Source organism: bacterium endosymbiont of Bathymodiolus sp. 5 South (assembly GCF_900128535.1).
Lineage (GTDB): Bacteria > Pseudomonadota > Gammaproteobacteria > PS1 > Pseudothioglobaceae > Thiodubiliella.
In genome coordinates, this window is the sequence record NZ_FQTR01000004.1 from 1 (window position 1) to 23,008 (window position 23,008).

The 23,008-nt window shown below is 39.1% G+C and carries 38 protein-coding genes and 1 pseudogene; 36 read left to right on the forward strand and 3 right to left on the reverse strand.

The features are described from left to right. From tuf to BBROOKSOX_RS01095, 33 genes and pseudogenes are all read left to right on the forward strand, one after another. Positions 1 to 126: pseudogene (gene tuf / locus BBROOKSOX_RS00935) on the forward strand (elongation factor Tu); the annotation flags it as partial. Positions 127 to 220: 94 nt separating this feature from the next. Then, positions 221 to 532 carry a 30S ribosomal protein S10 gene (gene rpsJ / locus BBROOKSOX_RS00940; RefSeq protein WP_010646263.1) on the forward strand — a complete coding sequence of 104 codons (312 nt, stop codon included), beginning with the start codon at positions 221 to 223 and terminating at the stop codon, positions 530 to 532. Between the two features lie 26 nt (positions 533 to 558). Further along, positions 559 to 1,335, forward strand: a complete 777-nt coding sequence (gene rplC / locus BBROOKSOX_RS00945; protein WP_139659288.1) for a 50S ribosomal protein L3 — start codon at positions 559 to 561, stop codon at positions 1,333 to 1,335. Between the two features lie 8 nt (positions 1,336 to 1,343). Beyond that, on the forward strand, positions 1,344 to 1,958 hold the full coding sequence (gene rplD, locus BBROOKSOX_RS00950) for a 50S ribosomal protein L4 (protein WP_139659289.1): 615 nt from the start codon (positions 1,344 to 1,346) through the stop codon (positions 1,956 to 1,958). Further along, positions 1,955 to 2,245, forward strand: coding sequence for a 50S ribosomal protein L23 (gene rplW / locus BBROOKSOX_RS00955; protein ID WP_139659290.1), 291 nt, complete (start codon positions 1,955 to 1,957; stop codon positions 2,243 to 2,245). Before rplD ends, rplW begins: the two co-directional genes overlap by 4 nt. Positions 2,246 to 2,256: 11 nt before the next feature. Beyond that, positions 2,257 to 3,084, forward strand: a complete 828-nt coding sequence (rplB, locus tag BBROOKSOX_RS00960) for a 50S ribosomal protein L2 (protein WP_139659291.1) — start codon at positions 2,257 to 2,259, stop codon at positions 3,082 to 3,084. An 8-nt stretch (positions 3,085 to 3,092) separates the two neighbouring features. Next, entirely contained in the window at positions 3,093 to 3,362 is a 270-nt protein-coding gene (gene rpsS / locus BBROOKSOX_RS00965; protein ID WP_010646258.1) for a 30S ribosomal protein S19, read from the forward strand. Positions 3,363 to 3,381: 19 nt separating this feature from the next. Beyond that, entirely contained in the window at positions 3,382 to 3,717 is a 336-nt protein-coding gene (gene rplV, locus BBROOKSOX_RS00970) for a 50S ribosomal protein L22 (protein ID WP_010646257.1), read from the forward strand. Positions 3,718 to 3,727: 10 nt separating this feature from the next. Beyond that, a complete protein-coding gene (rpsC, locus tag BBROOKSOX_RS00975) occupies positions 3,728 to 4,420 on the forward strand; it encodes a 30S ribosomal protein S3 (protein ID WP_139659292.1) in 693 nt (230 codons plus the stop codon). 11 nt (positions 4,421 to 4,431) lie between these two features. Continuing rightward, entirely contained in the window at positions 4,432 to 4,842 is a 411-nt protein-coding gene (gene rplP, locus BBROOKSOX_RS00980; protein ID WP_010646255.1) for a 50S ribosomal protein L16, read from the forward strand. Beyond that, positions 4,842 to 5,030 carry a 50S ribosomal protein L29 gene (gene rpmC / locus BBROOKSOX_RS00985; protein WP_139659293.1) on the forward strand — a complete coding sequence of 63 codons (189 nt, stop codon included), beginning with the start codon at positions 4,842 to 4,844 and terminating at the stop codon, positions 5,028 to 5,030. Before rplP ends, rpmC begins: the two co-directional genes overlap by 1 nt. After that, positions 5,027 to 5,302 carry a 30S ribosomal protein S17 gene (gene rpsQ / locus BBROOKSOX_RS00990; RefSeq protein WP_139659294.1) on the forward strand — a complete coding sequence of 92 codons (276 nt, stop codon included), beginning with the start codon at positions 5,027 to 5,029 and terminating at the stop codon, positions 5,300 to 5,302. Before rpmC ends, rpsQ begins: the two co-directional genes overlap by 4 nt. A 17-nt stretch (positions 5,303 to 5,319) precedes the next feature. Beyond that, positions 5,320 to 5,688, forward strand: a complete 369-nt coding sequence (gene rplN / locus BBROOKSOX_RS00995) for a 50S ribosomal protein L14 (RefSeq protein ID WP_139659295.1) — start codon at positions 5,320 to 5,322, stop codon at positions 5,686 to 5,688. Beyond that, entirely contained in the window at positions 5,688 to 5,999 is a 312-nt protein-coding gene (gene rplX / locus BBROOKSOX_RS01000; protein ID WP_139659334.1) for a 50S ribosomal protein L24, read from the forward strand. Before rplN ends, rplX begins: the two co-directional genes overlap by 1 nt. A gap of 21 nt (positions 6,000 to 6,020) precedes the next feature. Then, positions 6,021 to 6,572: a 50S ribosomal protein L5 gene (rplE, locus tag BBROOKSOX_RS01005; protein ID WP_139659296.1), complete on the forward strand. Its 552-nt coding sequence runs from the start codon at positions 6,021 to 6,023 to the stop codon at positions 6,570 to 6,572. After that, positions 6,565 to 6,870, forward strand: a complete 306-nt coding sequence (rpsN, locus tag BBROOKSOX_RS01010; RefSeq protein ID WP_139659297.1) for a 30S ribosomal protein S14 — start codon at positions 6,565 to 6,567, stop codon at positions 6,868 to 6,870. The genes rplE and rpsN overlap by 8 nt, the downstream gene beginning before the upstream one ends. Positions 6,871 to 6,883: 13 nt before the next feature. After that, positions 6,884 to 7,279: a 30S ribosomal protein S8 gene (gene rpsH / locus BBROOKSOX_RS01015; protein WP_139659298.1), complete on the forward strand. Its 396-nt coding sequence runs from the start codon at positions 6,884 to 6,886 to the stop codon at positions 7,277 to 7,279. Positions 7,280 to 7,291: 12 nt separating this feature from the next. After that, on the forward strand, positions 7,292 to 7,837 hold the full coding sequence (gene rplF / locus BBROOKSOX_RS01020) for a 50S ribosomal protein L6 (protein ID WP_139659299.1): 546 nt from the start codon (positions 7,292 to 7,294) through the stop codon (positions 7,835 to 7,837). 23 nt (positions 7,838 to 7,860) lie between these two features. Next, positions 7,861 to 8,202 (forward strand): 50S ribosomal protein L18, encoded by a 342-nt coding sequence (gene rplR, locus BBROOKSOX_RS01025; protein ID WP_139659300.1) that lies wholly within the window; start codon positions 7,861 to 7,863, stop codon positions 8,200 to 8,202. A gap of 29 nt (positions 8,203 to 8,231) precedes the next feature. Continuing rightward, on the forward strand, positions 8,232 to 8,750 hold the full coding sequence (gene rpsE, locus BBROOKSOX_RS01030; protein ID WP_139659301.1) for a 30S ribosomal protein S5: 519 nt from the start codon (positions 8,232 to 8,234) through the stop codon (positions 8,748 to 8,750). Continuing rightward, entirely contained in the window at positions 8,750 to 9,076 is a 327-nt protein-coding gene (gene rpmD / locus BBROOKSOX_RS01035; RefSeq protein ID WP_257607714.1) for a 50S ribosomal protein L30, read from the forward strand. The genes rpsE and rpmD overlap by 1 nt, the downstream gene beginning before the upstream one ends. A 13-nt stretch (positions 9,077 to 9,089) precedes the next feature. After that, on the forward strand, positions 9,090 to 9,524 hold the full coding sequence (gene rplO / locus BBROOKSOX_RS01040; RefSeq protein WP_139659336.1) for a 50S ribosomal protein L15: 435 nt from the start codon (positions 9,090 to 9,092) through the stop codon (positions 9,522 to 9,524). A 4-nt stretch (positions 9,525 to 9,528) separates the two neighbouring features. Continuing rightward, on the forward strand, positions 9,529 to 10,833 hold the full coding sequence (secY, locus tag BBROOKSOX_RS01045) for a preprotein translocase subunit SecY (RefSeq protein WP_139659302.1): 1,305 nt from the start codon (positions 9,529 to 9,531) through the stop codon (positions 10,831 to 10,833). 12 nt (positions 10,834 to 10,845) lie between these two features. Then, positions 10,846 to 10,959 carry a 50S ribosomal protein L36 gene (gene rpmJ, locus BBROOKSOX_RS01050; RefSeq protein WP_010646235.1) on the forward strand — a complete coding sequence of 38 codons (114 nt, stop codon included), beginning with the start codon at positions 10,846 to 10,848 and terminating at the stop codon, positions 10,957 to 10,959. Between the two features lie 124 nt (positions 10,960 to 11,083). Continuing rightward, a complete protein-coding gene (gene rpsM, locus BBROOKSOX_RS01055; RefSeq protein ID WP_010646232.1) occupies positions 11,084 to 11,437 on the forward strand; it encodes a 30S ribosomal protein S13 in 354 nt (117 codons plus the stop codon). Between the two features lie 15 nt (positions 11,438 to 11,452). Beyond that, complete coding sequence (gene rpsK, locus BBROOKSOX_RS01060; protein ID WP_010646231.1) at positions 11,453 to 11,836, forward strand: 30S ribosomal protein S11; 384 nt, start codon at positions 11,453 to 11,455, stop codon at positions 11,834 to 11,836. Positions 11,837 to 11,845: 9 nt separating this feature from the next. Beyond that, positions 11,846 to 12,472 carry a 30S ribosomal protein S4 gene (rpsD, locus tag BBROOKSOX_RS01065; protein ID WP_139659303.1) on the forward strand — a complete coding sequence of 209 codons (627 nt, stop codon included), beginning with the start codon at positions 11,846 to 11,848 and terminating at the stop codon, positions 12,470 to 12,472. Positions 12,473 to 12,482: 10 nt separating this feature from the next. Beyond that, positions 12,483 to 13,463 (forward strand): DNA-directed RNA polymerase subunit alpha, encoded by a 981-nt coding sequence (locus tag BBROOKSOX_RS01070; protein ID WP_139659304.1) that lies wholly within the window; start codon positions 12,483 to 12,485, stop codon positions 13,461 to 13,463. Between the two features lie 9 nt (positions 13,464 to 13,472). Continuing rightward, positions 13,473 to 13,862: a 50S ribosomal protein L17 gene (rplQ, locus tag BBROOKSOX_RS01075; RefSeq protein ID WP_010646225.1), complete on the forward strand. Its 390-nt coding sequence runs from the start codon at positions 13,473 to 13,475 to the stop codon at positions 13,860 to 13,862. A 12-nt stretch (positions 13,863 to 13,874) separates the two neighbouring features. Beyond that, on the forward strand, positions 13,875 to 14,090 hold the full coding sequence (rpsU, locus tag BBROOKSOX_RS01080; RefSeq protein WP_010646224.1) for a 30S ribosomal protein S21: 216 nt from the start codon (positions 13,875 to 13,877) through the stop codon (positions 14,088 to 14,090). Between the two features lie 247 nt (positions 14,091 to 14,337). Beyond that, complete coding sequence (locus tag BBROOKSOX_RS01085; protein WP_139659305.1) at positions 14,338 to 14,784, forward strand: GatB/YqeY domain-containing protein; 447 nt, start codon at positions 14,338 to 14,340, stop codon at positions 14,782 to 14,784. A 12-nt stretch (positions 14,785 to 14,796) separates the two neighbouring features. Then, positions 14,797 to 15,522, forward strand: coding sequence for a DUF3530 family protein (locus BBROOKSOX_RS01090; RefSeq protein WP_139659306.1), 726 nt, complete (start codon positions 14,797 to 14,799; stop codon positions 15,520 to 15,522). Then, positions 15,519 to 16,292: a sulfite exporter TauE/SafE family protein gene (locus BBROOKSOX_RS01095; protein ID WP_257607719.1), complete on the forward strand. Its 774-nt coding sequence runs from the start codon at positions 15,519 to 15,521 to the stop codon at positions 16,290 to 16,292. Before BBROOKSOX_RS01090 ends, BBROOKSOX_RS01095 begins: the two co-directional genes overlap by 4 nt. Positions 16,293 to 16,294: 2 nt before the next feature. Here the strand turns inward: BBROOKSOX_RS01095 and mpl are convergent, their stop codons facing one another. Beyond that, positions 16,295 to 17,593 carry a UDP-N-acetylmuramate:L-alanyl-gamma-D-glutamyl-meso-diaminopimelate ligase gene (gene mpl / locus BBROOKSOX_RS01100; RefSeq protein ID WP_139659308.1) on the reverse strand — a complete coding sequence of 433 codons (1,299 nt, stop codon included), beginning with the start codon at positions 17,591 to 17,593 and terminating at the stop codon, positions 16,295 to 16,297. 76 nt (positions 17,594 to 17,669) lie between these two features. Here mpl and BBROOKSOX_RS01105 point away from each other — a divergent pair, with 76 nt between their 5' ends. Then, positions 17,670 to 18,755, forward strand: a complete 1,086-nt coding sequence (locus BBROOKSOX_RS01105) for a polynucleotide adenylyltransferase (protein ID WP_139659309.1) — start codon at positions 17,670 to 17,672, stop codon at positions 18,753 to 18,755. On the opposite strand, the gene BBROOKSOX_RS01110 is transcribed toward BBROOKSOX_RS01105, so the two are convergent. Further along, positions 18,735 to 21,209, reverse strand: coding sequence for a PD-(D/E)XK nuclease family protein (locus tag BBROOKSOX_RS01110; RefSeq protein ID WP_139659310.1), 2,475 nt, complete (start codon positions 21,207 to 21,209; stop codon positions 18,735 to 18,737). The two genes, BBROOKSOX_RS01105 and BBROOKSOX_RS01110, sit on opposite strands and share 21 nt — an antisense overlap. After that, positions 21,199 to 21,798, reverse strand: a complete 600-nt coding sequence (gene yihA / locus BBROOKSOX_RS01115) for a ribosome biogenesis GTP-binding protein YihA/YsxC (protein WP_139659311.1) — start codon at positions 21,796 to 21,798, stop codon at positions 21,199 to 21,201. Before yihA ends, BBROOKSOX_RS01110 begins: the two co-directional genes overlap by 11 nt. Before the next feature lie 80 nt (positions 21,799 to 21,878). Between yihA and BBROOKSOX_RS01120 the strand changes: the two genes are divergently transcribed. Beyond that, positions 21,879 to 22,178 carry a c-type cytochrome gene (locus BBROOKSOX_RS01120; RefSeq protein WP_139659312.1) on the forward strand — a complete coding sequence of 100 codons (300 nt, stop codon included), beginning with the start codon at positions 21,879 to 21,881 and terminating at the stop codon, positions 22,176 to 22,178. Positions 22,179 to 22,301: 123 nt separating this feature from the next. Further along, positions 22,302 to 22,940 (forward strand): c-type cytochrome, encoded by a 639-nt coding sequence (locus BBROOKSOX_RS01125; protein ID WP_139659313.1) that lies wholly within the window; start codon positions 22,302 to 22,304, stop codon positions 22,938 to 22,940. Positions 22,941 to 23,008: the final 68 nt, after the last annotated feature.

The following is a 23,008-nucleotide window of genomic DNA, read 5'->3' on the forward strand; positions in this document are numbered from 1 at the left end:
GGTGATAATGTGAAAATGGAAGTAGAGCTTCTGTCTCCAATCGCTATGGAAGAAGGTTTGCGATTTGCTATTAGAGAAGGTGGGCGCACTGTTGGTGCGGGTGTTGTTTCTAAGGTGACGGATTAAGGGTAATTTAGTTGCAGAAAGACCGAATATTATTGTATAATGCTCGGTTTTTCGCTAAAAGACACAAGTCAATTATTAATAGGATTTATTAAAGATGAGTAATCAAAACATTAGAATTAAATTAAAGGCATTTGACCATCGTTTAATCGATAAGTCGGCTATTGAAATTGTAGATACTGCTAAGCGTACCGGTGCAAGTGTTAGAGGTCCAATCCCTTTACCGACAAAGAAAGAGCGTTTTACTGTATTGACTTCTCCGCATGTTAACAAGAAGGCGAGAGACCAGTATGAATTAAGAACATATGTTAGATTAATGGATGTTATTAGCCCAACTGATAAAACAGTTGATGCGTTAATGAAACTAGATTTAGCAGCAGGTGTTGACGTAGCGATTAAGCTTAATTAACAAATATAAGTAATAGGAATAGAATCATGGCAATTGGTTTAGTAGGACAAAAATTAGGAATGACGCGTATCTTGTTTGACGATGGTTCGTCAACTGCGGTAAGCGTTATTAAGATTGAGTCCAATCGTGTTGTTCAAACAAAAACAATGGAAGTAGATGGTTACAGTGCTGTACAAGTGACTACTGGCGCTAAAGTCAATAAGAAAGGCGAAGCAAAATTGCGTCGTGTTTCATCAGCGACTAAAGGTCATTACGCTAAGGCTTCACAAGATATCGGTTTAGGCCTTTGGGAATTTAGCGCAGATGCCGATGAAATTTCTGGCAGCACAAGTTTTGATTTGTCTATTTTTGGTGCAGGTCAATATGTTGATGTTACTGGACAATCTAAAGGTAAAGGTTTTCAAGGTGGTGTAAAGCGTCATAATTTTTCGATGCAAGATGCAACACACGGTAACTCAATTTCTCACAGAGCAATTGGTTCTACTGGACAGTGTCAAGATCCTGGTCGTGTATTTAAAGGCAAGAAAATGGCGGGTCACATGGGCGATGAGCAAGTGACTGAAGAATGCCTAGAGATTATTAGAGTGGATAGCAACAGAAATTTATTATTAGTTAAAGGTGCAATTCCTGGTTCTAAGAGTGGCTTTGTTAAAGTAAAGTTGTCTGCCAAGAAAGACAAAGTGAATGCTGGCATTAGTAAGCAACTCCAAGAGCAAAAAGATGCAGCAGTAGCAGCAAAAGAAGCAGAAAGCATAGCGTCAACTGAAGATAACACTGCAGAAGAAACTAAGGCAGAAGAATAAGGTTTAAGATGAAATTACAAGTATTAAACATAAGCACAAACAAATCTAGCGCTACTGAAGTTGCAGAGTCTGTTTTTGCAAGAGATTATAACCCATCATTGGTTCACCAAGTGACAACAGCCTATATGGCTACTGGTCGTCAAGGCTCTAAAGCGCAAAAAAATCGCAGCGCTGTTAGCGGTGGCGGTAAGAAACCTTGGGCGCAGAAAGGTACAGGTCGTGCTCGTGCTGGTACTTCTCGTGGACCTATTTGGCGCTCAGGTGGCGTAACATTTGCTGCGCAACCAAGAAGTTACGCACAGAAAGTTAACAAGAAAATGTACAAAGGTGCCATTAGTGTTATCTTTTCTGAATTAGTGCGCACTGATCGCTTAAAAGTGGTTGCGGCCTTTGATGTTAAAGATGCAAAAACAAAGAATATAACTGCCTTGCTTAAAGCATTAGATGTAAAGGATGCTTTATTAATGACTGATGAGTTAGATGAGAATTTATATCTTTCTTCACGCAATTTATACCATGTTGGTGTTTGTGACACACAGAGCATTGACCCAGTTAGTTTGATTGGTTATGAGAATGTTGTTATTACTGAAGCAGCATTAAAGAAAGTGGAAGGTATGTTATGAATCAAGAAAAAATATTAAAAACCTTATTGGCGCCAATTGTCTCTGAAAAGGCATCGATATTGTCAGCACAAAATCAATATGCATTTAAAGTGCGTGTTGATAGTAATAAGAAAGAAATTAAAGCAGCTATTGAGTCACTATTTGGTGTGACGGTAGAAAATGTAACAACTTCTATTGTGAAAGGCAAGAAGAAAGTATTTAAAGGTAAGATTGGTCGTCGTGTCAATTGGAAGAAGGCAATGGTAAAAGTGTCTGAAGGTCAAATGATTGATGTGACGGCATCTTAAAGAGAGAGATTATGGCACAAGTAATTAAAAGAAAACCAACCTCACCTGGCAGAAGATTTGTTGTTAGTGTTGTTGATAAAGACTTACACAATGGCGCACCTTATGCACCATTGACACAAAGCAAGAACAGAATTAGCGGTCGCAATAACCGAGGTAAGATTACAGTTCGCCATAAAGGTGGTGGACACAAGCGTCGTTACCGCATTATTGATTTTAGACGCAACAAAGATGATATTACTGCAAAGGTTGAGCGCCTAGAATACGATCCAAATCGTAGTGCTAATATTGCTTTGGTTTTGTATGCAGATGGTGAGCGCAAATATATTATTGCACCAAACGGTTTGAAAGTAGGTGATGAGATTATTTCAGGCAGTAGCGTTGCTATTAAAGCAGGCAATGTAATGCCTTGTGCAAACATCCCGTTAGGTAGTGTTATTCACTGTATTGAGCTTAAGCCAGGTAAGGGTGCACAAATGGCACGCAGTGCCGGCACCTCAGCGCAATTAATTGCAAAAGAAGGTATGTATGTCACTTTAAGATTGCGTTCTGGTGAAGTGCGTAAAGTTTTGGCAGAATGTCGCGCAACGATTGGCGAAGTGTCTAAGAAAGAACACAGTTTAAGAAAATTAGGTAAAGCGGGTGCAACACGCTGGAGAGGTGTTAGACCTACTGTTCGTGGTGTTGTTATGAATCCAGTTGATCACCCACATGGTGGTGGTGAAGGTAAAACCAGTGGTGGTCGTCATCCAGTTTCTCCTTGGGGTACACCAACTAAGGGTTATAAAACACGCAGTAATAAACGCACTGATAAGCTTATCGTGCGTCGTAGAAATAAATAAGGGTAATTATGGCTAGATCATTAAGAAAGGGTCCATTTGTTGACGAGCATTTAATCAAGAAAGTATTAACAGCTCAAGAAAATAAAGATAGAAAACCAATTAAAACTTGGTCTAGGCGTTCGGTAATTGTGCCTGAAATGATTGGGTTAACAATCGCAGTACACAATGGCAGAGCACATGTGCCAGTGTCAATTAACGAACAAATGATTGGTCATAAATTAGGTGAGTTTGCAGCAACCAGAACATTTGTTGCACATTCAGGCGACCGTAAAGCATAATACAAGGGTGATTGAGAAAATGAAAGAAGTTAAAGCAGTGCATAAATATGCAAAAACCTCGGCTTTTAAAGCACGATTGGTAGCGGATCAAATTCGTTCAAAGTCGGTAGAAGAGGCACTCAACATTTTATCGTTTAGTAACAAGAAAGCGTCAGTACTTGTTAAGAAAGTATTAAATTCAGCGATTTCAAATGCTGAGAACAACGATGGTTTAGATATCGATGAATTAAAAGTGAGTAGTGTTTATATTGATGAAGGCTCAACAATGAAAAGAATTCGCCCTAGAGCAAAAGGTAGAGCGAATCGTATTTTAAAAAGAACAAGCCATATTACAGTTGGCGTAAGTGCAGGATAGGGTATAAATTATGGGTCAAAAAGTAAATCCAAAAGGTATTAGATTAGGCATCGTTAAAGATTGGGATTCTAAGTGGTATGCGAATTCTCAAGATTATTCTAAGTACTTGTTATCTGATATTGAAGTGAGAGATTTCTTATTTGAGAAGCTAAAATCTGCTTCTGTTAGTCGCGTTCAAATTGAGCGTCTAGCCAACAACGCTAAGATAACTATCCACACTGCCCGCCCAGGTATTGTGATTGGTAAAAAAGGGGCTGATATTGAAGCGTTGAAATCTATTGTTACTAAAATGATGGGTATGTCAGCACATATTAATATTGAAGAAATTAAAAAGCCAGAGTTAGATTCACGTCTAGTGGCAGAAAATATTGCACAACAGTTAGAAAAGCGTGTAATGTATCGTCGTGCAGTTAAGCGTGTATTGGGTAATGCAACGCGTTTGGGTGCACAGGGTATTAAGATTATGGTTAGTGGTCGCTTAAATGGTGCGGAAATTGCACGCTCTGAATGGTATCGTGAAGGTCGTGTGCCATTACATACATTTAGAGCAGATATTGATTATGCACATTATGGTGCAAACACACAATATGGTGTGATTGGTATCAAAGTTTGGATTTTCAAAGGTGAAATTCTAGACCATAAGAAAGGCACATTAGATGAGGTTGCTCGTCGTGGTGCTACTAACCAAATCGCTAAGAAATAAAGGATTGACAAATGTTACAACCTAAACGTACAAAATTTAGAAAAATGATGAAAGGTCGCAACCGTGGTTTAGCAACGGGTCATAAGGTGAGCTTTGGTGAAATTGGCTTGCAAGCTGTCGGCAGATGTCGCATGACTGCAAGACAAATTGAATCTGCTCGTAGAGCGATGACGCGTCATGTAAAGCGTCAGGGTAAGATTTGGATTCGTGTATTTCCAGACAAACCTATTACTAAGAAGCCACTAGAAGTGCGTATGGGTAAAGGTAAAGGTAGTGTTGAATATTGGGTTGCACAAATCAAGCCGGGTCAAATGTTGTTTGAAATGCAAGGGGTTGATGAGACCATTGCAAGAGAAGCATTCCAACTTGCCGCAGCGAAATTACCAGTAAAGACAAAAGTTATTAAAAGGATGGCAATGTAATGGATGTAAAAGAATTAAGAGGGCAAGACGCCCCTGCGCTTAACGACACTTTAATGCGTCTTCTAAAAGAGCACTTTGAGTTGCGTATGCAGCATAAAAGTGCACAGTTAGAGGACGGTTCAAAGTTGAGAAAAGTTAAAAAATCAATTGCACAAGTTAAAACTATTATTAAAGAGAAACAAGCATGAGCGAGAATAAAGTAGAACGCGTATTGACAGGCAAAGTTGTTAGCAACAGTCGTAACAAAACCATTGCCGTTATGATTGAGCGTAAAGTTCGTCATCCCATTTACAAGAAATATATTAAGCGTAGCACTAAGGTTCATGCGCATGATGAAAAGAATGAATGTAGTGTAGGCGACACAGTAAGAGTCGTAGAAGCGAAGCCGTTTTCTAAGACTAAGTGTTGGGCATTGCTAGAAGTCCTTGAGAAATCAGCGGCTGTTGATTCCATAGCATAATTAAAAGAGAATAAGATATGATTCAAATGCAAACAAAACTTCATATTGCTGACAACAGTGGTGGTGTCAAAGCAATGTGTATTAAAGTATTAGGTGGTTCTAAGCGTCGCTATGCAAACATTGGCGATGTGATTAAAGTCAGCATCAAAGAAGCTGCACCGCGTGCTAAAGTAAAAAAAGGTGATGTATATGACGCTGTTGTTGTTCGCACAGCACAAGGCGTTCGTCGTGCTGATGGTTCGCGTATTCGTTTTGATGGCAATGCCGTTGTATTATTAAATACAAAGCTTGAGCCAGTAGGCACACGCATCTTCGGACCTGTGACTCGTGAATTACGCAGCGCACAATTTATGAAGATTGTTTCACTAGCCCCAGAGGTGTTATGATGAATAAAATCAAAGTAAAAGATGAAGTCATTTTGATTGCTGGCAAGGATAAAGGATCTATAGGTACAGTAACGAAAATCACTAATAATAAAGTTGTAGTTGAGGGTTTAAATATTGCTAAGAAGCATGTTAAGCCAAACCCAAATGCTGGCGTAACAGGCGGTATTATTGATACAGAAATGCCAGTGGCAATTTCAAATGTAGCAATCTACAATGCAAAAACAAAAAAAGCAGACAGAGTTGGACTGCGCAGTGACAAAGAAGGCAACAAAGAAAGATTTTTTAAATCAAACGGCGATTCAATCGTTTGAGACAGTTAAAGGAAAAGAACCGTGGCTAGATTACAAGAACAATATAGAAAAGAAATTTTACCCGCTCTACAAAAAGCGTTAAATCAGAAAAATCCAATGGCAGTGCCTAAGATTGAAAAGATTACTATTAATATGGGTTTGGGTAGTGCATTAGGTGATAAGAAAATTTTGCAAAGTGCTCTAGAAGAGATGAGTTTAATTGCGGGTCAAAAACCAATGACATGTATGGCGCGTAAATCGGTGGCGAGTTTCAAATTAAGAGAGGGCAGTGCAATTGGTTGCAAAGTAACACTTCGCAAGGAAAAGATGTATGAATTTTTAGACCGTTTGGTTAATATTGCAATCCCCCGTATTCGTGATTTCCGTGGTTTAAACCCGAAGTCATTTGATGGTCGTGGTAACTATAATATGGGTTTAACCGAGCAAATCGTATTCCCTGAAATTGATTTTGAAAAGGTAACAAGAGTGCGTGGTATGGATATTGCTATCACGACCACCGCACAAAATAATGAAGACGCTAAGAAACTATTGGCAATGTTTAATTTCCCATTTAAGGATAAAGAAAATGGCTAAAAAGTCTATGATAAATAGAGACATCAAGCGCACTAAGGTGGTTGAAAAATACCGCACTAAACGCCTTGAGTTAAAGAAAATTATTAAGAGTGTAAACTCTTCTGATGAAGAGCGCTTCCAAGCAACGATTAAGTTGCAAGCGTTACCGCGTGATGCTTCACCGACAAGACAACGTTCTCGTTGTGGTTTGACGGGTCGTCCACATGGTTTTTACCGTAAGTTTGGTTTGTCTAGAATCAAATTGAGAGAGCGCACCATGAACGGCGAAGTTCCTGGTTTATCTAAAGCAAGTTGGTAGGAGGTAGTAGATTATGAGTATGTCTGATCCAGTGGCTGATATGTTAACCCGCATTCGTAATGCACACATGGTTGAAAAGAAAGAAGTTAACATTCCAGCGTCAAATTTAAAATCTGCTATTGCAAGCGTGATGCAGCAAGAAGGTTATATTGAATCATTTAGTGTGGCAGGCGAAAAAGCTACTAAAACTTTAACACTTAAGCTGAAGTATTATGATGACAAACCTGTGATTGATTCATTAAAAAGAATTTCAAAACCAAGTTTGCGTGTGTATGTCAAAAGTACTGAAATGCCAAGTATCATGAATGGTTTAGGTATCGTTATTGTTTCAACACCCAAAGGTGTCATGACTGGACAAAATGCAGCCACCCAAAATGTGGGTGGTGAAGTTTTGTGTAGCATTTCTTAAAGGAGTTATAAGATGTCTAGAGTTGCAAAAGCACCAATCGAAATTCCAGCTGGCGTTGAAGTCTCAATAAATGATTCCACAATGGCAGTTAAAGGTAAATTAGGTCAAATGGAAATGGAAATCCACCCCTCAGTTGTTATCGCTAATACAGAAAATGTTTTGACATTTGATGTTATTAAAGTTAATAAAAAAGAGGAAAAGAAAGCCTGGGCACAAGCAGGTACTGCAAGAGCAAATACCGCTAATTTGATTAAAGGTGTGGCAGAGGGTTGGGAGAAAAAATTAACCCTTATCGGTGTTGGTTATCGTGCAAAAGCAATGGGCAAAGCCCTAGATTTAACACTGGGTTTTTCTCATCCAGTTAAGTATAACTTGCCAGAGGGTGTTAGCGCTGAGACGCCATCACAAACTGAGATTGTTGTCAAAGGCATGGATAAGCAAAAAGTAGGTCAAGTGGCCGCTGAGATTCGTGCTTATCGTCCGCCAGAGCCTTATAAAGGCAAAGGTGTGCGTTACACTGATGAATATGTGGTTCGCAAAGAAGCGAAAAAGAAATAGAGCGAAATAATTAAGGTAATAGTATGAAACTTTCAAAAAAACAAGCTCGTTTAAGAAGAGCAACTAAATTTAGAGCTAAGCATGCAGAGAAAGGCGTTGAGCGTTTATGTGTTCATAAGACATCTCAGCATATCTATGCACAAATCATTAGTGCCTGTGGCACCAAGACTTTGGTCAGCGCATCCAGCTTAAAAGAAAAGAATGGCGGTAATATAGCAGCAGCAACTAAGATTGGTGCTGAGATTGCCAAAGCAGCAAAGAAAGCAAAAGTAACAAAAATTGCTTTTGATCGTTCTGGTTTTAAATACCATGGTCGTGTGAAAGCATTAGCTGAAGCAGCACGAGATGGTGGTTTAGACTTTTAATAAAAAAATTATAAAAATAGGCGTAGAAAATGGCAGATTTTAGAAAAAATAATAAAGACGATGATGACGGCTTCATTGAAAAGTTGGTTAATATTCGTCGTGTTGTAAAAGTAGTTAAAGGGGGTCGTATTTTTGGTTTCTCTGCATTGGTTGTTGTCGGTGACGGCAATGGCAAAGTGGGTTACGGTACGGGTAAAGCGCGTGAGGTGCCTGCTGCTATTCAAAAAGCAATGGACAAAGCAAGAAAAGCAATGAAAAGTGTTCCATTAAAAGACGGTACACTTTATTATCCTATCACTTCAAGTGTGGGTGCTGCTAAAGTTTATATGCAACCTGCATCAGAAGGTACAGGTGTGATTGCTGGTGGTCCAATGCGTAGTGTATTAGAAGCGGTTGGTGTGCATAATATCTTGGCGAAATGTAACGGTACGCGTAATCCTATTAGTGTTGTTCGCGCAACAATTGAAGGCTTGACATCAATGTCATCTCCACAATTAGTGGCTAGTAAGCGTGGCAAAACTGTTGAAGAGATTACTGGAGAAGTATAATGGCTGAAGAGAGAAAAGTGGCATCTGAAAAGCCTGTGGCAAAAAAGACGCCTGTTAAGAAGGGAGCAGTTAAAAAATCACCGACTAAAGTGACAGCTACAAAAGTAGCATCTGCTAAAAAGCCTGCTGCTAAGAAAGTAGCAGCAAAGAAAAACACGGTAAGTGTGACATTGGTTAAGAGTTTTTATGGTCGTCTTCCATCACATCGTGCAACGATAACAGGCCTTGGTTTAAAGCGTATTAATCACACAGTAGAGTTACTTGATACACCTGAAGTGAGGGGTATGATTAATAAGGTTTCTTACCTACTTAAAGTAGAGGGTTAAGATTATGAATATTATGCAATTAAATACATTAGCACCTGCAGAAGGTGAAAAAAGAACCAGAAGACGCGTTGGTCGTGGTATCGGTAGTGGTTTTGGTAAAACTTGTGGTCGTGGTCATAAGGGCCAGAAAGCTCGTTCAGGTGGTTTTACTAAAATCGGTTTTGAAGGTGGTCAAATGCCCCTTCAGCGTCGCCTGCCCAAGGTTGGTTTTTCATCGCGTGTTTCGATTATTACTTCTCAAGTAACTTTATCTGAGATTGATAAGTTAGAAGAAAAAGAAATCACGCTTGAGGTGTTAAAGCAACACAACTTGGTGACAAAAAATATTAAGCGCGTTAAGGTAATGCTTTCTGGTGAGATTAATAGAGCAGTAACATTAACAGGTATCAAGGCAACTAAAGGCGCAAAAGTAGCCATTGAAGCTGCCAAAGGAACCATTAACGAGTAATAAGATGAGTCAAACACCCTCCCTAGGCCTTTCTCAAGATTTATTAAAGCGTATCCTTTTTTTATTGGGGGCGTTGATTGTTTTTAGAATGGGTACACATATTACCATTCCATTTATTTCGCCAACTGCACTGGCTTCATTAGTGCAAGACCAGCAGGGTACGATTTTGGATATGTTTAATATGTTTTCTGGTGGCGCACTAGAGAGGTTGTCTATTTTTACTTTGGGCATTATGCCTTATATTTCGGCATCAATTATCGTACAGTTGATGACATCAATAGTACCAAAGTTTGAACAACTTAAGAAAGAAGGTGAGAGTGGTAAGCGCAAGATTACACAATACACGCGTTTGGGTACTGTCGTTTTGGCAGTGTTTCAATCTTACGGTATTTCAATTGCCTTACAATCACAAAATGCTGGCGGTGTGGCATTGGTAACAAACGCTGGCTTCACTTTTAGTTTGGTAACGGTAATAACATTAACCACAGGCACATTGTTTTTGATGTGGTTGGGTGAGCAAATTACAGAAAAAGGTATTGGTAATGGTATCTCGATGATTATTTTTGCTGGTATTGTTTCAGGTTTGCCATCGGCAGTAGGTTCAACATTATCGTTAGTCTCCACGGGTGAATTGGCGGTTATTTTGCTTGTCATATTGTTGGCAATGACTTTGTTAGTGACTGCTTTTGTGGTGTTTATGGAGCGTGGACAACGCCGTATTACGGTGAATTACGCCAAGCGTCAGCAAGGTCGTAAGATGGTTGGCGGTCAGAGTTCATACTTGCCACTTAAAATTAATATGGCAGGTGTGATTCCACCAATTTTTGCCTCTTCGATTATTTTATTTCCAGCAACATTAGGTGGCTGGTTTTCACAATCAGAAGGCATGGGTTGGTTGGCTGATTTGACTGCGGGTATTTCTCCAGGTCAGCCATTATATGTATTGTTTTATGGTTTGGCGATTGTATTTTTTACATTTTTCTATACAGCACTCACTTTTGATTCAAAAGACACAGCAGATAAGCTGCGTAAGTCTGGTGGTTTTATTCCGGGTATTCGTCCAGGTAAGAACTCAGCAGATTATATTGACTCTGTTGTGTCGCGTTTGACAGCCTCAGGTGCGCTTTATATTACCGCAGTTTGTTTGTTGCCAGAGTTTTTGATTTTGTATTGGAATGTGCCATTTTATTTTGGCGGTACCAGTTTATTAATTATCGTTGTTGTGGTGATGGACTTCATTGCACAAGCGCAATCACATTTAATGTCTAATCAGTATGAGTCATTAATGAAAAAATCAGGTTTAAATTAGAAGGGTAGTATTATGAAAGTAAGAGCATCAGTTAAAAAGATTTGTAACAATTGTAAAATTATTAAGCGCCATGGTGTGGTGCGTGTAATTTGTAAAGAGCCTAGACATAAACAAAGACAAGGTTAATTGACATTGACATTGCACGACCAGCAAAGTATAATTGCTCGTTTTGCAAATTTTAAAGTTGTGAATTTAAGTAAGAGAAAGACAAACATTCATGATTGATTTTATAGAAATAAAGGATATATAGATGGCTAGAATAGCGGGAATAAATATTCCAACACATAAACATATTGTTATTGGCTTGCAGTCAATTTTTGGTATTGGCGATACGCGCGCAAAAGCAATTTGCAACGAGCTTAAATTAGATCCAGCAACAAAAGTATCAGATTTAGCTGAAGACCAGTTAGAGTTAATTCGTAGTGCGATTGCTCAGTTTGAAGTTGAAGGTGACCTTCGTCGTCAAATCGCAATGGATATTAAACGCTTGAGGGATTTAGGTTGTTATCGTGGTATCCGTCATAGAAAATCATTACCACTTCGTGGTCAAAGAACCAAAACAAATGCTAGAACTCGCAAGGGTCCTCGTCGTTTAATTAAATAATCATAGGTAGATATTATGGCTCAAGCACCAACAAAGAAAAAATCAAAAAAAGTCGTTACTGACGGTATTGCGCATATTCATGCAACATTTAACAATACCATAGTGATGATTACAGACCGTCATGGCAATGCAGTTTGCTGGGCCACTTCAGGCGGCTCTGGTTTTAGAGGTTCAAGAAAATCTACCCCATTTGCAGCACAAGTAGCAGCAGGAAATTGTGGTGAAAAAGCATTGGCTTTTGGCATGAAGAATTTAGAAGTTCGTGTTAAAGGTCCCGGTCCCGGTAGAGATTCAGCCATTCGTGGTTTAAATGCACAGGGCTTAAAAATTCAATCAATCACAGATGTAACGCCAATCCCTCACAATGGTTGTCGTCCTTCTAAAAAACGCAGAGTATAAGGATAAATTATGGCTAGATATACTGGACCTACTTGTAAATTAGCCCGTCGCGAAGGCACGGACCTATTTCTAAAAAGTGGCATTAGATCATTAGATTCTAAATGTAAAGTGTCGCAACTACCAGGTATGCACGGTGCAACTGCCCGTCAACAGAAAGGTACTGAATATGGCTTACAATTGCGTGAAAAGCAAAAAGTTAGGCGTATTTACGGTATTTTAGAAAAGCAATTCCGCTCATATTATAAAAAAGCCTCTCAAAAGAAAGGTTCAACAGGTGAAAACCTATTGTCTTTATTGGAGTGTCGTCTTGATAATGTTGTTTACCGTATGGGTTTTGGTTCTACGCGCGCTGAAGCGAGACAATTGGTTTCTCACAAGGCTATCTTGGTGAATGGTTCGGCGGTTAATATCCCTTCTTACCAGGTTGGCGCTAATGATGAAATTTCTATTAGAGAAAAAGCAAAAAAACAAAGCCGCATTCAATTAGCAATGGAATTAGCTGAGCAAGGCAACTTGCCAGAGTGGGTTGAAGTTGATAGTAAAGCACTAAAAGGTGTATTTAAGAATGTTCCTGCACGCGATGACTTGTCATCTGATATTGCAGAGCATTTAATTGTTGAATTGTATTCAAAATAAAGGACATATTATGCAAGGAAATGCAAGAGATTTTTTAAAGCCAAAGTTGGTTGAATCAAAAGAAACAGCGAATAATGAGTATAGAGTTATTCTTGAGCCTTTAGAAAAAGGCTTTGGACATACACTGGGTAATGCCTTAAGAAGAACATTGTTGTCTTCTGTTTCAGGATCTGCAATTACAGAAGTAGCAATTGACGGTGTGATGCACGAGTTTTCAACGATTGAAGGCGTTCAGGAAGATGTACTAGACATCTTGTTAAACCTTAAAGAAGTTTCAGTTGCGCTAAATACTTCTGATTCAGCAGAAGTTGTTATTGACAAGAAAGGCCCTTGTGAAATCACAGTCGCTGATATTGAAGCAAATGCAACAGATGTGTCAGTATTCAACAAAGATAAAGTGATTGCAACGGTAAATGCCGGTGGTCATATGCGACTAACGCTTAAGATCAGCACAGGTATTGGTTATGATGCAGCAGTTGCACGCGACGATGAAGCAACAACAATTGGCGGTATGCAACTAGATGCAAGTTTCTCACCTATTAGGCGTGTGAGCTTCACAGTTGATGCAGCGCGTGTTAATCAAAAAGTGAACCTTGATAAATTAAACATTGTCATGGAGACAAATGGCTCGGTTAATGCTGAAGAAGCGATTAAGCGTGCAGCAACAATCTTACAAGACCAATTGTCTTCATTTGTTGAATTAGAGTTGGTTGAAGAAGAAGAGGCTTTGCCAACTTCAGATGATTTTGACCCGCAATTATTAACAGCAGTAGATGAGTTGGAATTAACGGTTCGTAGTGCAAACTGCTTGAAAGCTGAACAAATCTACTACATTGGTGATTTAATTGGGAAGTCTGAGCAAGACTTGTTGAGAACACCTAATTTAGGTCGTAAGTCGTTGAACGAAATTAAAGAAGCATTAACTGAGAAGGGTCTAGATTTAGGCACAGCCATTGAGAACTGGCCACCAGTTGATTTAATGAGTGAATAAGGAAATATCATGAGACATAGAAAGTCAGGTAGACAACTAAACCGTAATTCTTCTCATCGTAAGGCGATGTTTAAGAACATGGCAAATTCATTGTTTGAGCACGAGACAATCAGAACCACTTTACCAAAAGCAAAAGAGCTTCGTCGTGTTGTTGAGCCATTAATTACTAAAGCCAAAACAGACAGCGTTGCTAATCGTCGTAATGCATTTTCAAAATTACGCGATGATGCATCAGTGGCTAAATTATTCACTCAGTTAGGTCCCTTCTACAAAGACCGCCCTGGTGGTTACATTCGTATTCTTAAAGCTGGTTTTCGTACTGGTGATAAAGCGCCAATGGCGATTGTTCAATTGGTTGATTTCGATAGCACACCCGCTGACGATTCTACAGATTCATAAAGGAAAAAAACTATGCCTTCAATTAAAGTAAGAGAGAATGAACCCTTTGATATTGCACTTAGACGCTTTCGTCGTACTTGTGACAGAGCGGGTGTTATTACCGATGTTCGCAAGAAAGAATTTTACGAGAAGCCAACATGGGTTAACAAGCGCATGAAAGCAGCAGCCGTCAAACGCACCCATAAGGAAATGGCTAAGAATCGTATTCATCGCAAGAGAATGTATTAAAGTAGTCTCATTTGATCATTCATATACAATGAGACCTTTGCATAAATAGGAATAATCATCAAAAACCCACTTTTCACCCACTTGGCGATTTTTTAAACCCAGCCTTAGCCCTGCCAGGACAAGGTTTAAAGAAATCACCAATTGGGCAAAAATTGGATTTTGTTAATCATCCCTATTTATGCAAAGGTCTCACAATAATAAAATCTCAGTTTTTACTGAGATTTTTTAATTTAGGAGTAGCTTAACAATGTCAAAACTAAAACAACGCATTATCGAAGATATGAAATCGGCAATGAAAGCCAAAGATAAAGAGGGGTTAAAAGCCATTCGTATGATTTTAGGCGCTATCAAGCAAAGAGAAGTTGATGAGCGTATTGAGCTTGTTGATGAGCAAGTATTAGCCGTCATCCAGAAGATGGTTAAGCAACGCAAAGACTCTATTTCACAATTCAAAGACGCAGGTCGCACTGACCTTATCGAAATTGAAGAAGCAGAGTTGGTGGTCATCAACAACTATATGCCTGCACAACTTTCAGAAAATGATATAACCAAAGTTGTTGATAAAGCAATTGCTGAGTCTGGCGCATCTTCTATGCAAGATATGGGCAAGTTAATGGGGTTACTCAAGGCTCAACTTGAAGGTAAGGCTGATATGGGTGTTGTCTCTACTATTATCCGCTCTAGACTTTCTTAAAAAGAAGTTTACATGAAGCTCGCATTAATTTTATTACTGATCAGTAATTTTGCATTTGCACAGGTTGTGCTAAATTACGCTAAAGAAAAACGCTGGGCAGCACAAGTTGAAGATGGCTTAATGGATGGTGAGGTAGTTTGGTTAAGTGCTAATAAACAACAGTTTATGTCGCTTTATACACCTAGTGAAACCAACACCAAGCGTGTAGCGGTGATTGTTCATGGTTTAGGGCTACACCCTGATTGGGCGCAAGTTATTCAACCTTTGCGCGTTGCACTTAGTGAAAAAGGCTGGCATACTTTATCCATTCAAATGCCAGTATTGGCAAATGATAAAGATGCAGTTCAATACATGTCTTTACTGGCTCAAGCTGATAATCGTATTAAAGCTGCAATTAATTATTTACAGCAACAAGGATTAAGTGCAGATGCCATTGTATCTCATAGTTTAGGTAGTGTGATGAGTGCGCATTATTTAGACAATCAGCAGCACCCATTCAAATATTTTGTTGCGGTTGGAATGCCAGATTTGGCGGTTAAATACTTGGGTAAAATTCGTATCCCAATACTGGATTTGTATGGTGTGGATGATATTGAACCCGTGCTTAAATCCGTTAAAGAGCGAGCACAAGCCGCTAAAGAAAATATACATTACACACAAAAAAAAGTGAATGCCGATCATTTTTTTAATGACAAGGATGCCTTGTTAATCAATGAGGTCGGCAGCTGGTTGAAATAGCGCCCTTATTATTACTCGGTGCATTTTCTGGCTTTATTGCTGGATTACTGGGTGTAGGCGGCGGTTTGATTATTGTGCCAGTATTGTTGTATATATTGGCATTTGAGGTTCAGGAAGCGGTGTTAATGCATACAGCAATTGGCACTGCACTTGCAGTGATTGTTTTTACCTCTATATCCAGTGTTTGGGCACATCACCATCATGGTGCCATTCAATGGCAATATTTTACAAAACTCACCCCGACTATTTTATTAGGTGCTTTTAGCGGAGCGATTATTACCCAATATTTGAGTTTTGATTTCTTGCGAATTTTATTTGCAATCTTTGAAATAATGGTGGCAATGATTATCTGGTTTGGCATCAGTGCTTCTGGACATGCAGATAATTTAAACAAAGGGGTTTGGTTAATAGCAGGCTATATTATTGGATTGGTTTCAGCCATAGTTGGTATTGGTGGTGGCACAATGACCACACCATTTCTAACTTACAATAAGGTTGATATTAAAAACGCTATTGCCACTTCAGCGGCTGTGGGTATGCCGATTGCGATTGCAGGCAGTGTGGGTTTTATTATGATTGGCACTGAGATTGAAGGCGCTACTAGTGGGTTAGGCTTTATCCATATAAAGGCATTACTCAGTATTGTTATGACCAGTATTTTTTTTGCACCACTCGGTGCTAAGGTTGCGCATAATATTAATGGCAAGAGATTAAAAAAAGGCTTTGCTTTATTTTTGCTTTTATTAGGTGCGTTTGTTTTAAGTTTCTAGTGTTATAATTTGGCGATGATTTTGTTAAAAATATCATCAAAATCAGCGTTGGACATGACGACAAAATGCCCTTGTTGGATGCGGCTGAGCTCGGCAACAATGTCCTCAACACAGACAAATAAACTATCCTTGCTAAACAAGGTGTCAATATCCCAATCTTGATTTTCTGGTTTTAGAATTAATATTTGGTTGGCCTCACTTAGCGCATCAACCAAACTTTGTTGATGTACGCCAGATTTCATCGTGTTAGAACGCAGTTCTAAAATTGCAACGATATTTTTATTGCCGACTTTAGCACGCAAACCACAAAGTGTGGTCTGAATGGCGGTTGGATGATGAGCAAAATCATCATATAGCGTGATATTATTGGTTTGGTACTTGATCTCTAAACGACGCTTCACCCCTTGAAATGTATTAAGCGCCTCGCAAGCAGTTTTAATTTCTACGCCAATATGGTGTGCAGCATAAATGGCACAAAGTCCATTTTGCATATTGTGCTCACCCAATAGATTCCAATTAACGGTATTATCTTCAACATCAAAGGTAGTGCCAATATCACTGATTTCCAATTTGGAAGTAGGTAAGGTTTGTTGTTGTGAGTATAACCCCATCTCAATGACTTGTTCAATCGCTGCTACATTTTGTGGATGGATAATAAGCCCATCATTTGGCAGAGTGCGAAGTAAATAATGGAATTGTTTTTGAATGTCTTTGAGAGAGTCAAAGATATCAGCATGGTCAAACTCAAGATTATTAATCACCAAAGTTTTAGGGTGGTAATGCACAAATTTTGAGCGTTTGTCAAAAAAGGCAGTGTCATATTCATCGGCTTCAATCACAAAGAAGTTAGAGTCAGTTAGACGCGATGATACGCCAAAGCCTTCAACCACACCACCAATTAAGAAACTTGGGTTATAGCCTGCAACTTCTAAAATCCAAGCTAACATACTTGCAGTGGTCGTTTTCCCATGCGTGCCACTAATAGCAAGCACCCATTTGTCGTGTAATACATTTTCACTGAGCCACTGTGCCCCTGAAGTGTAGGCGTATTGTTTGTTTAAAATTTCTTCCACACATTCATTACCACGCGGTAAGGCATTGCCAATAATATAAACATCAGCCTTAGGTAAGTCTTTAGCGTGATAGCCCTGTGTATAACTGATACTTTGCTTATCAAGCTGGGTGCTCATGGGTGGATAAACGCCTTGGTCTTGCCCAGTAACGCTGTGTCCAAGTTGTTTGGCGATTAAGGCGAGTGAGCCCATAAAAGTGCCAGCGATACCTAAAATATGAATGTGCATTTACTTAGTGAGAGCTGTTATTTTAAATAAGGTCATTCGTGTATTATAGATTTATTTATTCTAGTTTGTAACGACTATGAAAATATACTTGGTTGGTGGTGCTGTTCGAGACCAATTATTGGGCATTGCTGATGAAAACACCGAAAGAGATTGGGTGGTCGTTGATTCATCGCCTGATGAAATGTTGGATTTGGGTTATCGTCAAGTAGGGCAATCCTTTCCTGTGTTTCTACACCCTGGCACACAAGAGGAATATGCGCTTGCTAGGGTTGAGCGAAAAATTAGCAAAGGCTATAAAGGTTTTGAATTTGATACGGCTAACACGGTTACCCTTGAGCAAGATTTGTCTCGTCGAGATTTAACCATTAATGCTATTGCGCAAACAAAAGACGGTGATTTGGTTGACCCGTTCAATGGACAACAAGATTTAGACAATGGATTACTTAGACATGTATCTGATGCGTTTAGCGAAGACCCTGTGCGTGTATTGCGTGTGGCGCGTTTTGCTGCACGGTTTAAGCCCTTTGGCTTTAAGGTGGCACATACAACGCATCAGTTAATGAAACAAATGGTGATCTCTGGCGAGGTAGATGCGCTCATCTCTGAACGAGTTTTTAAAGAATTAGAACAATCCCTATCTTACGAAATGCCGTCAGCATTTTTTAAAGTATTGTTGGCTTGTGGTGCTTATGACAGAGTTTTTGCTGGGCTTAAAACTGGTGACAAGCAAAGCCACAAAACTACATTTGAGATTTTAGATAATTTAAAAACCGATGCGATGCCTATCAAGTTTGCCATATGGTTAAAAGACGAAAAGGCAGAGGCAATCATTGAGTTATGCAATCGTATTAAGTGTCCAAAAAAATACGAACAATTGGCAAAACTGGTGAACAAAACTTATCAGTTTGCCACAAACTTTGATACCCAGTCTAGCGATGCAGTGTTTAACTTTTTTGCTAAAACTGATGCGCTTAGACGACAAGAGCGATTTGCAGAGTTACTGATGACTTTTGAGTTATTGGGTATTGATGTGAGTCGCATCATTGAACTTAGAGACCTACTAGATATGATGGATATCTCTAGGTTGAATAAAGAGAATATTGGTGCTGAGATTCAAATTGAGAAACAACGCATTATCGAGTCATTTCTCAACGCGACATAGCGAATCAAATTCGCAATATTGACAAGCGGTTTTATTTGGCAAAACTTGAGCCTTGCCCTGCTGAAAATCCTGACTGGCAGTGTTTAGTATTTTCTCCCAACTGATAATTTGTTCATCCCATTCCTTGCAGAAACTTCTAGCAGATTGCTTGGGTAATGACGCTTTGTTTTTTGATAAGCCTTTAATGCTAACTTTATTGGCGTTTAGTTGGATGAATGCTGTGCCTTGAGCAGTATTGCTGATAGCGTAGATAGGCAGTTGCGGCTCTTTAATTGCTTCGCTACACCAATCGTTAATAGAAGGGTTTCCAATTTTATAATCAAAAATAATCTGATCACCCCCTACTGTCTCATCAAGTCTATCTAGACGGGTATTGAATTTAAGCCCAGCAATATTAACATCAACACTTTGTTCGGTTGATAATACGGTGAATGGCTGTCTTTGTTTTTCGATTTCAACCAACGAACGAATAATTCTTGAAATTCTTTTTTTCTCATTTTTTGTAAAGCCAGTATCGGCGTAATATTTGATGGCAGTATTTATATTTTTTTCAATTAGAGACGCTAATTTTTCTTTGCTAAGAGACAATAGTTTGTCTTGTGAGGTGATTTCTTGGTAGAAGTATTGTAAGGTGGTGTGAATAATAGTGCCCTGCTCCATTCTGTCTAAACCGATATGTGGGCCATTAAATGATTGAATGTTTAATCGGCGTGCAAAACCACTAAAGGCACATGCCATTTGATTTTTCAAGATACCTACACCACCATGCACTTGTGTGTGTTTTAATGGATTGGCTTTTGCGTCATCCACAGTTTCTAATGCTGTGTTTTGATAGCTATGTGTGAGTGTGGGTGTTTTGTGATTAAATGTCAGTAAAGGAGAGGGTCGCTGTTCGCTACTCAAATGTACTTTGGCGTAGGAGAAAACAACCTCAGTAGATAGATTAACAAGGTTGTTGAGCGTGTCTTGCGCATCTGTGGCAATTAATTCAAAACTTGTTCGTGGAATTTGGTGTGTTATAGCGATATCATGAGGAATAAAGCGCGGCACATTGAGCATGGCAGGTAAGAATCCATCCGTCATCCCCAATACCCAGGCGGCATCAAAGTACAAGCCCTCTGCTTCTAAGCTACCCAATATTTGAATTGGGGTTTTGGCAGATTGTGCTTGAAAAACAACTTGCGAGAGCCAATCTTGCAAATCCTTGGCGGCACGAGTGGCACTCACTTGAGTATTTATTTGTGCCAGTTGATTAAGTCCAGCAGCAGCACTTTGATATTTGTTGAACAATTGATATTCGGTGCTGGATAATGTTCTGTCAGTAGCGAAACCCCAAATTTGTAAGTAGGCATTGAAATCTAATAACCATGCATCGTGTGTTTGTTGTCTTTTTGTTGCCTGTGCTATGGTTGTTTCAAGCAGTGTTTTTATCTGCAGTGTGTTGTTGAGGTGTTTCTCTAAATGGGAAAATTTAAAATGTGTTTTTGAAAAATCTAAGGTGCGGTTAACTAGCAAAGCACGAGCCGATTGTTCTTTTTGTGCATGGGCAATATAAGGCGAAGTGATAACAGTGTTAAAGGTTTCAGTCTTGATGCGATTGCTTTTTAGTTGTTGACAGAGATCCAATAGTGTAATAATATGGCGAATCAACGGATACTCAGTTAATGAAAAACCCAAGGAAATATTATAAGATTTTTGCCCAGTTTCCATGAGTGTATCGGCAAATACTTGGTCAAAAACAGATTGAATTTGATAATGCTCATTATTCAATGTTGGACAGATAATGGCAATGTGTTTATTGGGATGTTGCGCATTCAAATCCTTTGCCCAATGGGCAGCAGACAAGAGTTCATTTTGAGTAGTTTGAAAAACTTGATTGTTGCTTTGTGTATTTTCTTGTTCAGACTCCAGTACTTGATACCCAGTCTTATCAAATAATGACGATTGCACGGGTGTGAGTGTTTTAAAGCCATAAATATAAGGTTTTGCTAGCTTAGTAGAGTGTGCAATAATTAACCCAGATAAGTCATTGGCGTCCAATAAGTTGTAGGCTGATTTGGTCTTTTGATAATCTTTCAGCCAAGTGGCAAATAGCCTGTAATTTTCAACACCTGATTTTGATAATTGCGTGTACTTAATGAGATGGGCGCAACAATAATCGTTATTTTTTATGACTTCATCTAGCAAGCGATTATCAACTTTTTGCCCTGATTTCTGTATTGATTGCTTAATCAATGTGCGAGATTCAATATTTGAAATTAAGCGTTTTTCTGTATTGGCTTCAAGCGATTGCCAAGTTTCTTGTAAATATTGATCCCAAGATAGGATTTTTGGTAGCGCAGCATTGCCTTTTTGTACGCCCCAAGTTTTTTTAAATGCTAATACTTGACGATTGTTTGCCAAGATAATTGAGTCATCTTTAGTAATTGTCTTTAATTGGGCATTAATCCACATAACCAAAAAAAGTATCAAGTCTTGAACCTAATGCCTCTAAGCCTTGTTTTTTTAAACTGGAAAATAATTGCACATCAACATAAGGATATTGCCCAACTTCGCGTTTGACTTTAAGTAATGCATTGCTGGCAGCGCCTTTTTTGAGTTTGTCAGATTTGGTTAGGATGATTTGCGTGGGTAAGTTTGCACCCACACACCAATCTAACATCATTTGATCAAACTTGGTTAGTGGACGACGCGTATCCATGACCAATACTGCACCTGCTAAGCATCGGCGTTGTGCGAAGTATTCACCCATATCTTTTTGCCATTGTTGTTTGATGTGCTCAGGAACTTTGGCATAACCATAGCCAGGCAGGTCCACCAAACGACGATTTTCATCTAATTCAAAGAATACCAAATGTTGCGTTCTGCCTGGTGTGCGAGATACTTTTGCCAATTTTTTTTGCAAGGTAATGGTGTTGATCGCACTTGACTTACCCGCATTAGAGCGTCCAGCAAAAACCACTTCATAGCCTTGGTCTTCTGGGCACCCTTTGAGTGATGGACAAGAGAGTAAAAATTTTGCTTGATGATAAATATTGCTCATTTAGTTCAAAAAAAGGTATAATTCCAACCCATGGTTAAAGTGACCATTATATATTTTTTTAAAAATTTAAGGAGCAGAGTATGTTTTCAACAGGAAAAAAAGTTTTAGTAGTAGCGGCAGCAGTAATGTCATTGAGTTCTTTGGTTCAAGCAGACGGTAAGGCGGCTTTTACTGCTGGTGGTTGTGGTGGGTGTCATGGTGCTAATGGTAAATCAGCCATTCCAACTTACCCTCACCTTGCTGGACAACAAGCCGCTTATATTGTTAAACAATTGAAAGACTTCCAATCTGGTGCACGCAAAGACCCAACAATGAGTGCAATGGCTGCTTTGGCTGCTGGTAAAGAGCAAGCAATTGCTGACTGGTTAGCTAAGCAGTAAAGCTGGCATCTGCCATTTCAATATAGAATTTAATGTTTAAATTCTATATGATGATAAGCCAATATTAAACCTATTTATTTAGGTATAATATTGGCTTATTTTTTTGTAAAAAAGGAAAACCTTATGAATAAATTAGTGCTAATCTTTGCCACAGTATTAACTTTAATCTCAACCCATACTTTGGCTACAGGCGATGCAGCAAAAGGCAAAATTAAAGCAGCAACTTGTATAGGCTGTCATGGTGCTAATGGTAATTCAATGGTACCTACTTTTCCAAAATTAGCCGGACAAGATGAAGGTTACTTATTAAAACAACTTAAAGACTTTAAATCAGGTGCTCGTGTTGATGGCATAATGAAAGGCTTGGTTGCATCATTAACAGAAAAAGAGATGGCTAATTTAGCGGCATATTATGCGACTCAAAAAGTTTCTAAAGGCGTGGCTGTGCAAGGCGCTAATCTAGCACTGGGTGAAAAAATCTATCGTGGTGGCAAGAAAGAAACAGGCGTTACTGCCTGTATTGCCTGCCATGGTCCAACAGGTCAAGGCATCCCATCAGCAGGCTTCCCAGCATTAGCATCACAGCATTCAATGTATACTGTTAAGCAGCTTAAAGCTTTCCGCCAGCATTCAATCAATGCACAAACGGGTGCAGTTAAGCCTAGTAGAACAAACGATTATGAAGGCATGATGATTAACTTTACTAAGAGCCTAACTAACCCAGAGATTGACGCAGTTTCCGCTTATATTTCTACCTTATAAAACTTAAATATTTATGCAAAAGGCAGTGTTTACTGCCTTTTTTATTGCCTATTAAAATGCCACCCTAT

Bases quoted from the DNA above. Each gene is read 5' to 3' on its own strand.
- rpsJ (WP_010646263.1), top strand. From the start codon at position 221: ATGAGTAATCAAAACATTAGAATTAAATTAAAGGCATTTGACCATCGT.
- rplC (WP_139659288.1), top strand. From the start codon at position 559: ATGGCAATTGGTTTAGTAGGACAAAAATTAGGAATGACGCGTATCTTG.
- rplD (WP_139659289.1), top strand. From the start codon at position 1,344: ATGAAATTACAAGTATTAAACATAAGCACAAACAAATCTAGCGCTACT.
- rplW (WP_139659290.1), top strand. From the start codon at position 1,955: ATGAATCAAGAAAAAATATTAAAAACCTTATTGGCGCCAATTGTCTCT.
- rplB (WP_139659291.1), top strand. From the start codon at position 2,257: ATGGCACAAGTAATTAAAAGAAAACCAACCTCACCTGGCAGAAGATTT.
- rpsS (WP_010646258.1), top strand. From the start codon at position 3,093: ATGGCTAGATCATTAAGAAAGGGTCCATTTGTTGACGAGCATTTAATC.
- rplV (WP_010646257.1), top strand. From the start codon at position 3,382: ATGAAAGAAGTTAAAGCAGTGCATAAATATGCAAAAACCTCGGCTTTT.
- rpsC (WP_139659292.1), top strand. From the start codon at position 3,728: ATGGGTCAAAAAGTAAATCCAAAAGGTATTAGATTAGGCATCGTTAAA.
- rplP (WP_010646255.1), top strand. From the start codon at position 4,432: ATGTTACAACCTAAACGTACAAAATTTAGAAAAATGATGAAAGGTCGC.
- rpmC (WP_139659293.1), top strand. From the start codon at position 4,842: ATGGATGTAAAAGAATTAAGAGGGCAAGACGCCCCTGCGCTTAACGAC.
- rpsQ (WP_139659294.1), top strand. From the start codon at position 5,027: ATGAGCGAGAATAAAGTAGAACGCGTATTGACAGGCAAAGTTGTTAGC.
- rplN (WP_139659295.1), top strand. From the start codon at position 5,320: ATGATTCAAATGCAAACAAAACTTCATATTGCTGACAACAGTGGTGGT.
- rplX (WP_139659334.1), top strand. From the start codon at position 5,688: ATGAATAAAATCAAAGTAAAAGATGAAGTCATTTTGATTGCTGGCAAG.
- rpsN (WP_139659297.1), top strand. From the start codon at position 6,565: ATGGCTAAAAAGTCTATGATAAATAGAGACATCAAGCGCACTAAGGTG.
- rpsH (WP_139659298.1), top strand. From the start codon at position 6,884: ATGAGTATGTCTGATCCAGTGGCTGATATGTTAACCCGCATTCGTAAT.
- rplF (WP_139659299.1), top strand. From the start codon at position 7,292: ATGTCTAGAGTTGCAAAAGCACCAATCGAAATTCCAGCTGGCGTTGAA.
- rplR (WP_139659300.1), top strand. From the start codon at position 7,861: ATGAAACTTTCAAAAAAACAAGCTCGTTTAAGAAGAGCAACTAAATTT.
- rpsE (WP_139659301.1), top strand. From the start codon at position 8,232: ATGGCAGATTTTAGAAAAAATAATAAAGACGATGATGACGGCTTCATT.
- rpmD (WP_257607714.1), top strand. From the start codon at position 8,750: ATGGCTGAAGAGAGAAAAGTGGCATCTGAAAAGCCTGTGGCAAAAAAG.
- rplO (WP_139659336.1), top strand. From the start codon at position 9,090: ATGCAATTAAATACATTAGCACCTGCAGAAGGTGAAAAAAGAACCAGA.
- secY (WP_139659302.1), top strand. From the start codon at position 9,529: ATGAGTCAAACACCCTCCCTAGGCCTTTCTCAAGATTTATTAAAGCGT.
- rpmJ (WP_010646235.1), top strand. From the start codon at position 10,846: ATGAAAGTAAGAGCATCAGTTAAAAAGATTTGTAACAATTGTAAAATT.
- rpsM (WP_010646232.1), top strand. From the start codon at position 11,084: ATGGCTAGAATAGCGGGAATAAATATTCCAACACATAAACATATTGTT.
- rpsK (WP_010646231.1), top strand. From the start codon at position 11,453: ATGGCTCAAGCACCAACAAAGAAAAAATCAAAAAAAGTCGTTACTGAC.
- rpsD (WP_139659303.1), top strand. From the start codon at position 11,846: ATGGCTAGATATACTGGACCTACTTGTAAATTAGCCCGTCGCGAAGGC.
- BBROOKSOX_RS01070 (WP_139659304.1), top strand. From the start codon at position 12,483: ATGCAAGGAAATGCAAGAGATTTTTTAAAGCCAAAGTTGGTTGAATCA.
- rplQ (WP_010646225.1), top strand. From the start codon at position 13,473: ATGAGACATAGAAAGTCAGGTAGACAACTAAACCGTAATTCTTCTCAT.
- rpsU (WP_010646224.1), top strand. From the start codon at position 13,875: ATGCCTTCAATTAAAGTAAGAGAGAATGAACCCTTTGATATTGCACTT.
- BBROOKSOX_RS01085 (WP_139659305.1), top strand. From the start codon at position 14,338: ATGTCAAAACTAAAACAACGCATTATCGAAGATATGAAATCGGCAATG.
- BBROOKSOX_RS01090 (WP_139659306.1), top strand. From the start codon at position 14,797: ATGAAGCTCGCATTAATTTTATTACTGATCAGTAATTTTGCATTTGCA.
- mpl (WP_139659308.1), bottom strand. From the start codon at position 17,593: ATGCACATTCATATTTTAGGTATCGCTGGCACTTTTATGGGCTCACTC.
- BBROOKSOX_RS01105 (WP_139659309.1), top strand. From the start codon at position 17,670: ATGAAAATATACTTGGTTGGTGGTGCTGTTCGAGACCAATTATTGGGC.
- BBROOKSOX_RS01110 (WP_139659310.1), bottom strand. From the start codon at position 21,209: ATGTGGATTAATGCCCAATTAAAGACAATTACTAAAGATGACTCAATT.
- yihA (WP_139659311.1), bottom strand. From the start codon at position 21,798: ATGAGCAATATTTATCATCAAGCAAAATTTTTACTCTCTTGTCCATCA.
- BBROOKSOX_RS01120 (WP_139659312.1), top strand. From the start codon at position 21,879: ATGTTTTCAACAGGAAAAAAAGTTTTAGTAGTAGCGGCAGCAGTAATG.
- BBROOKSOX_RS01125 (WP_139659313.1), top strand. From the start codon at position 22,302: ATGAATAAATTAGTGCTAATCTTTGCCACAGTATTAACTTTAATCTCA.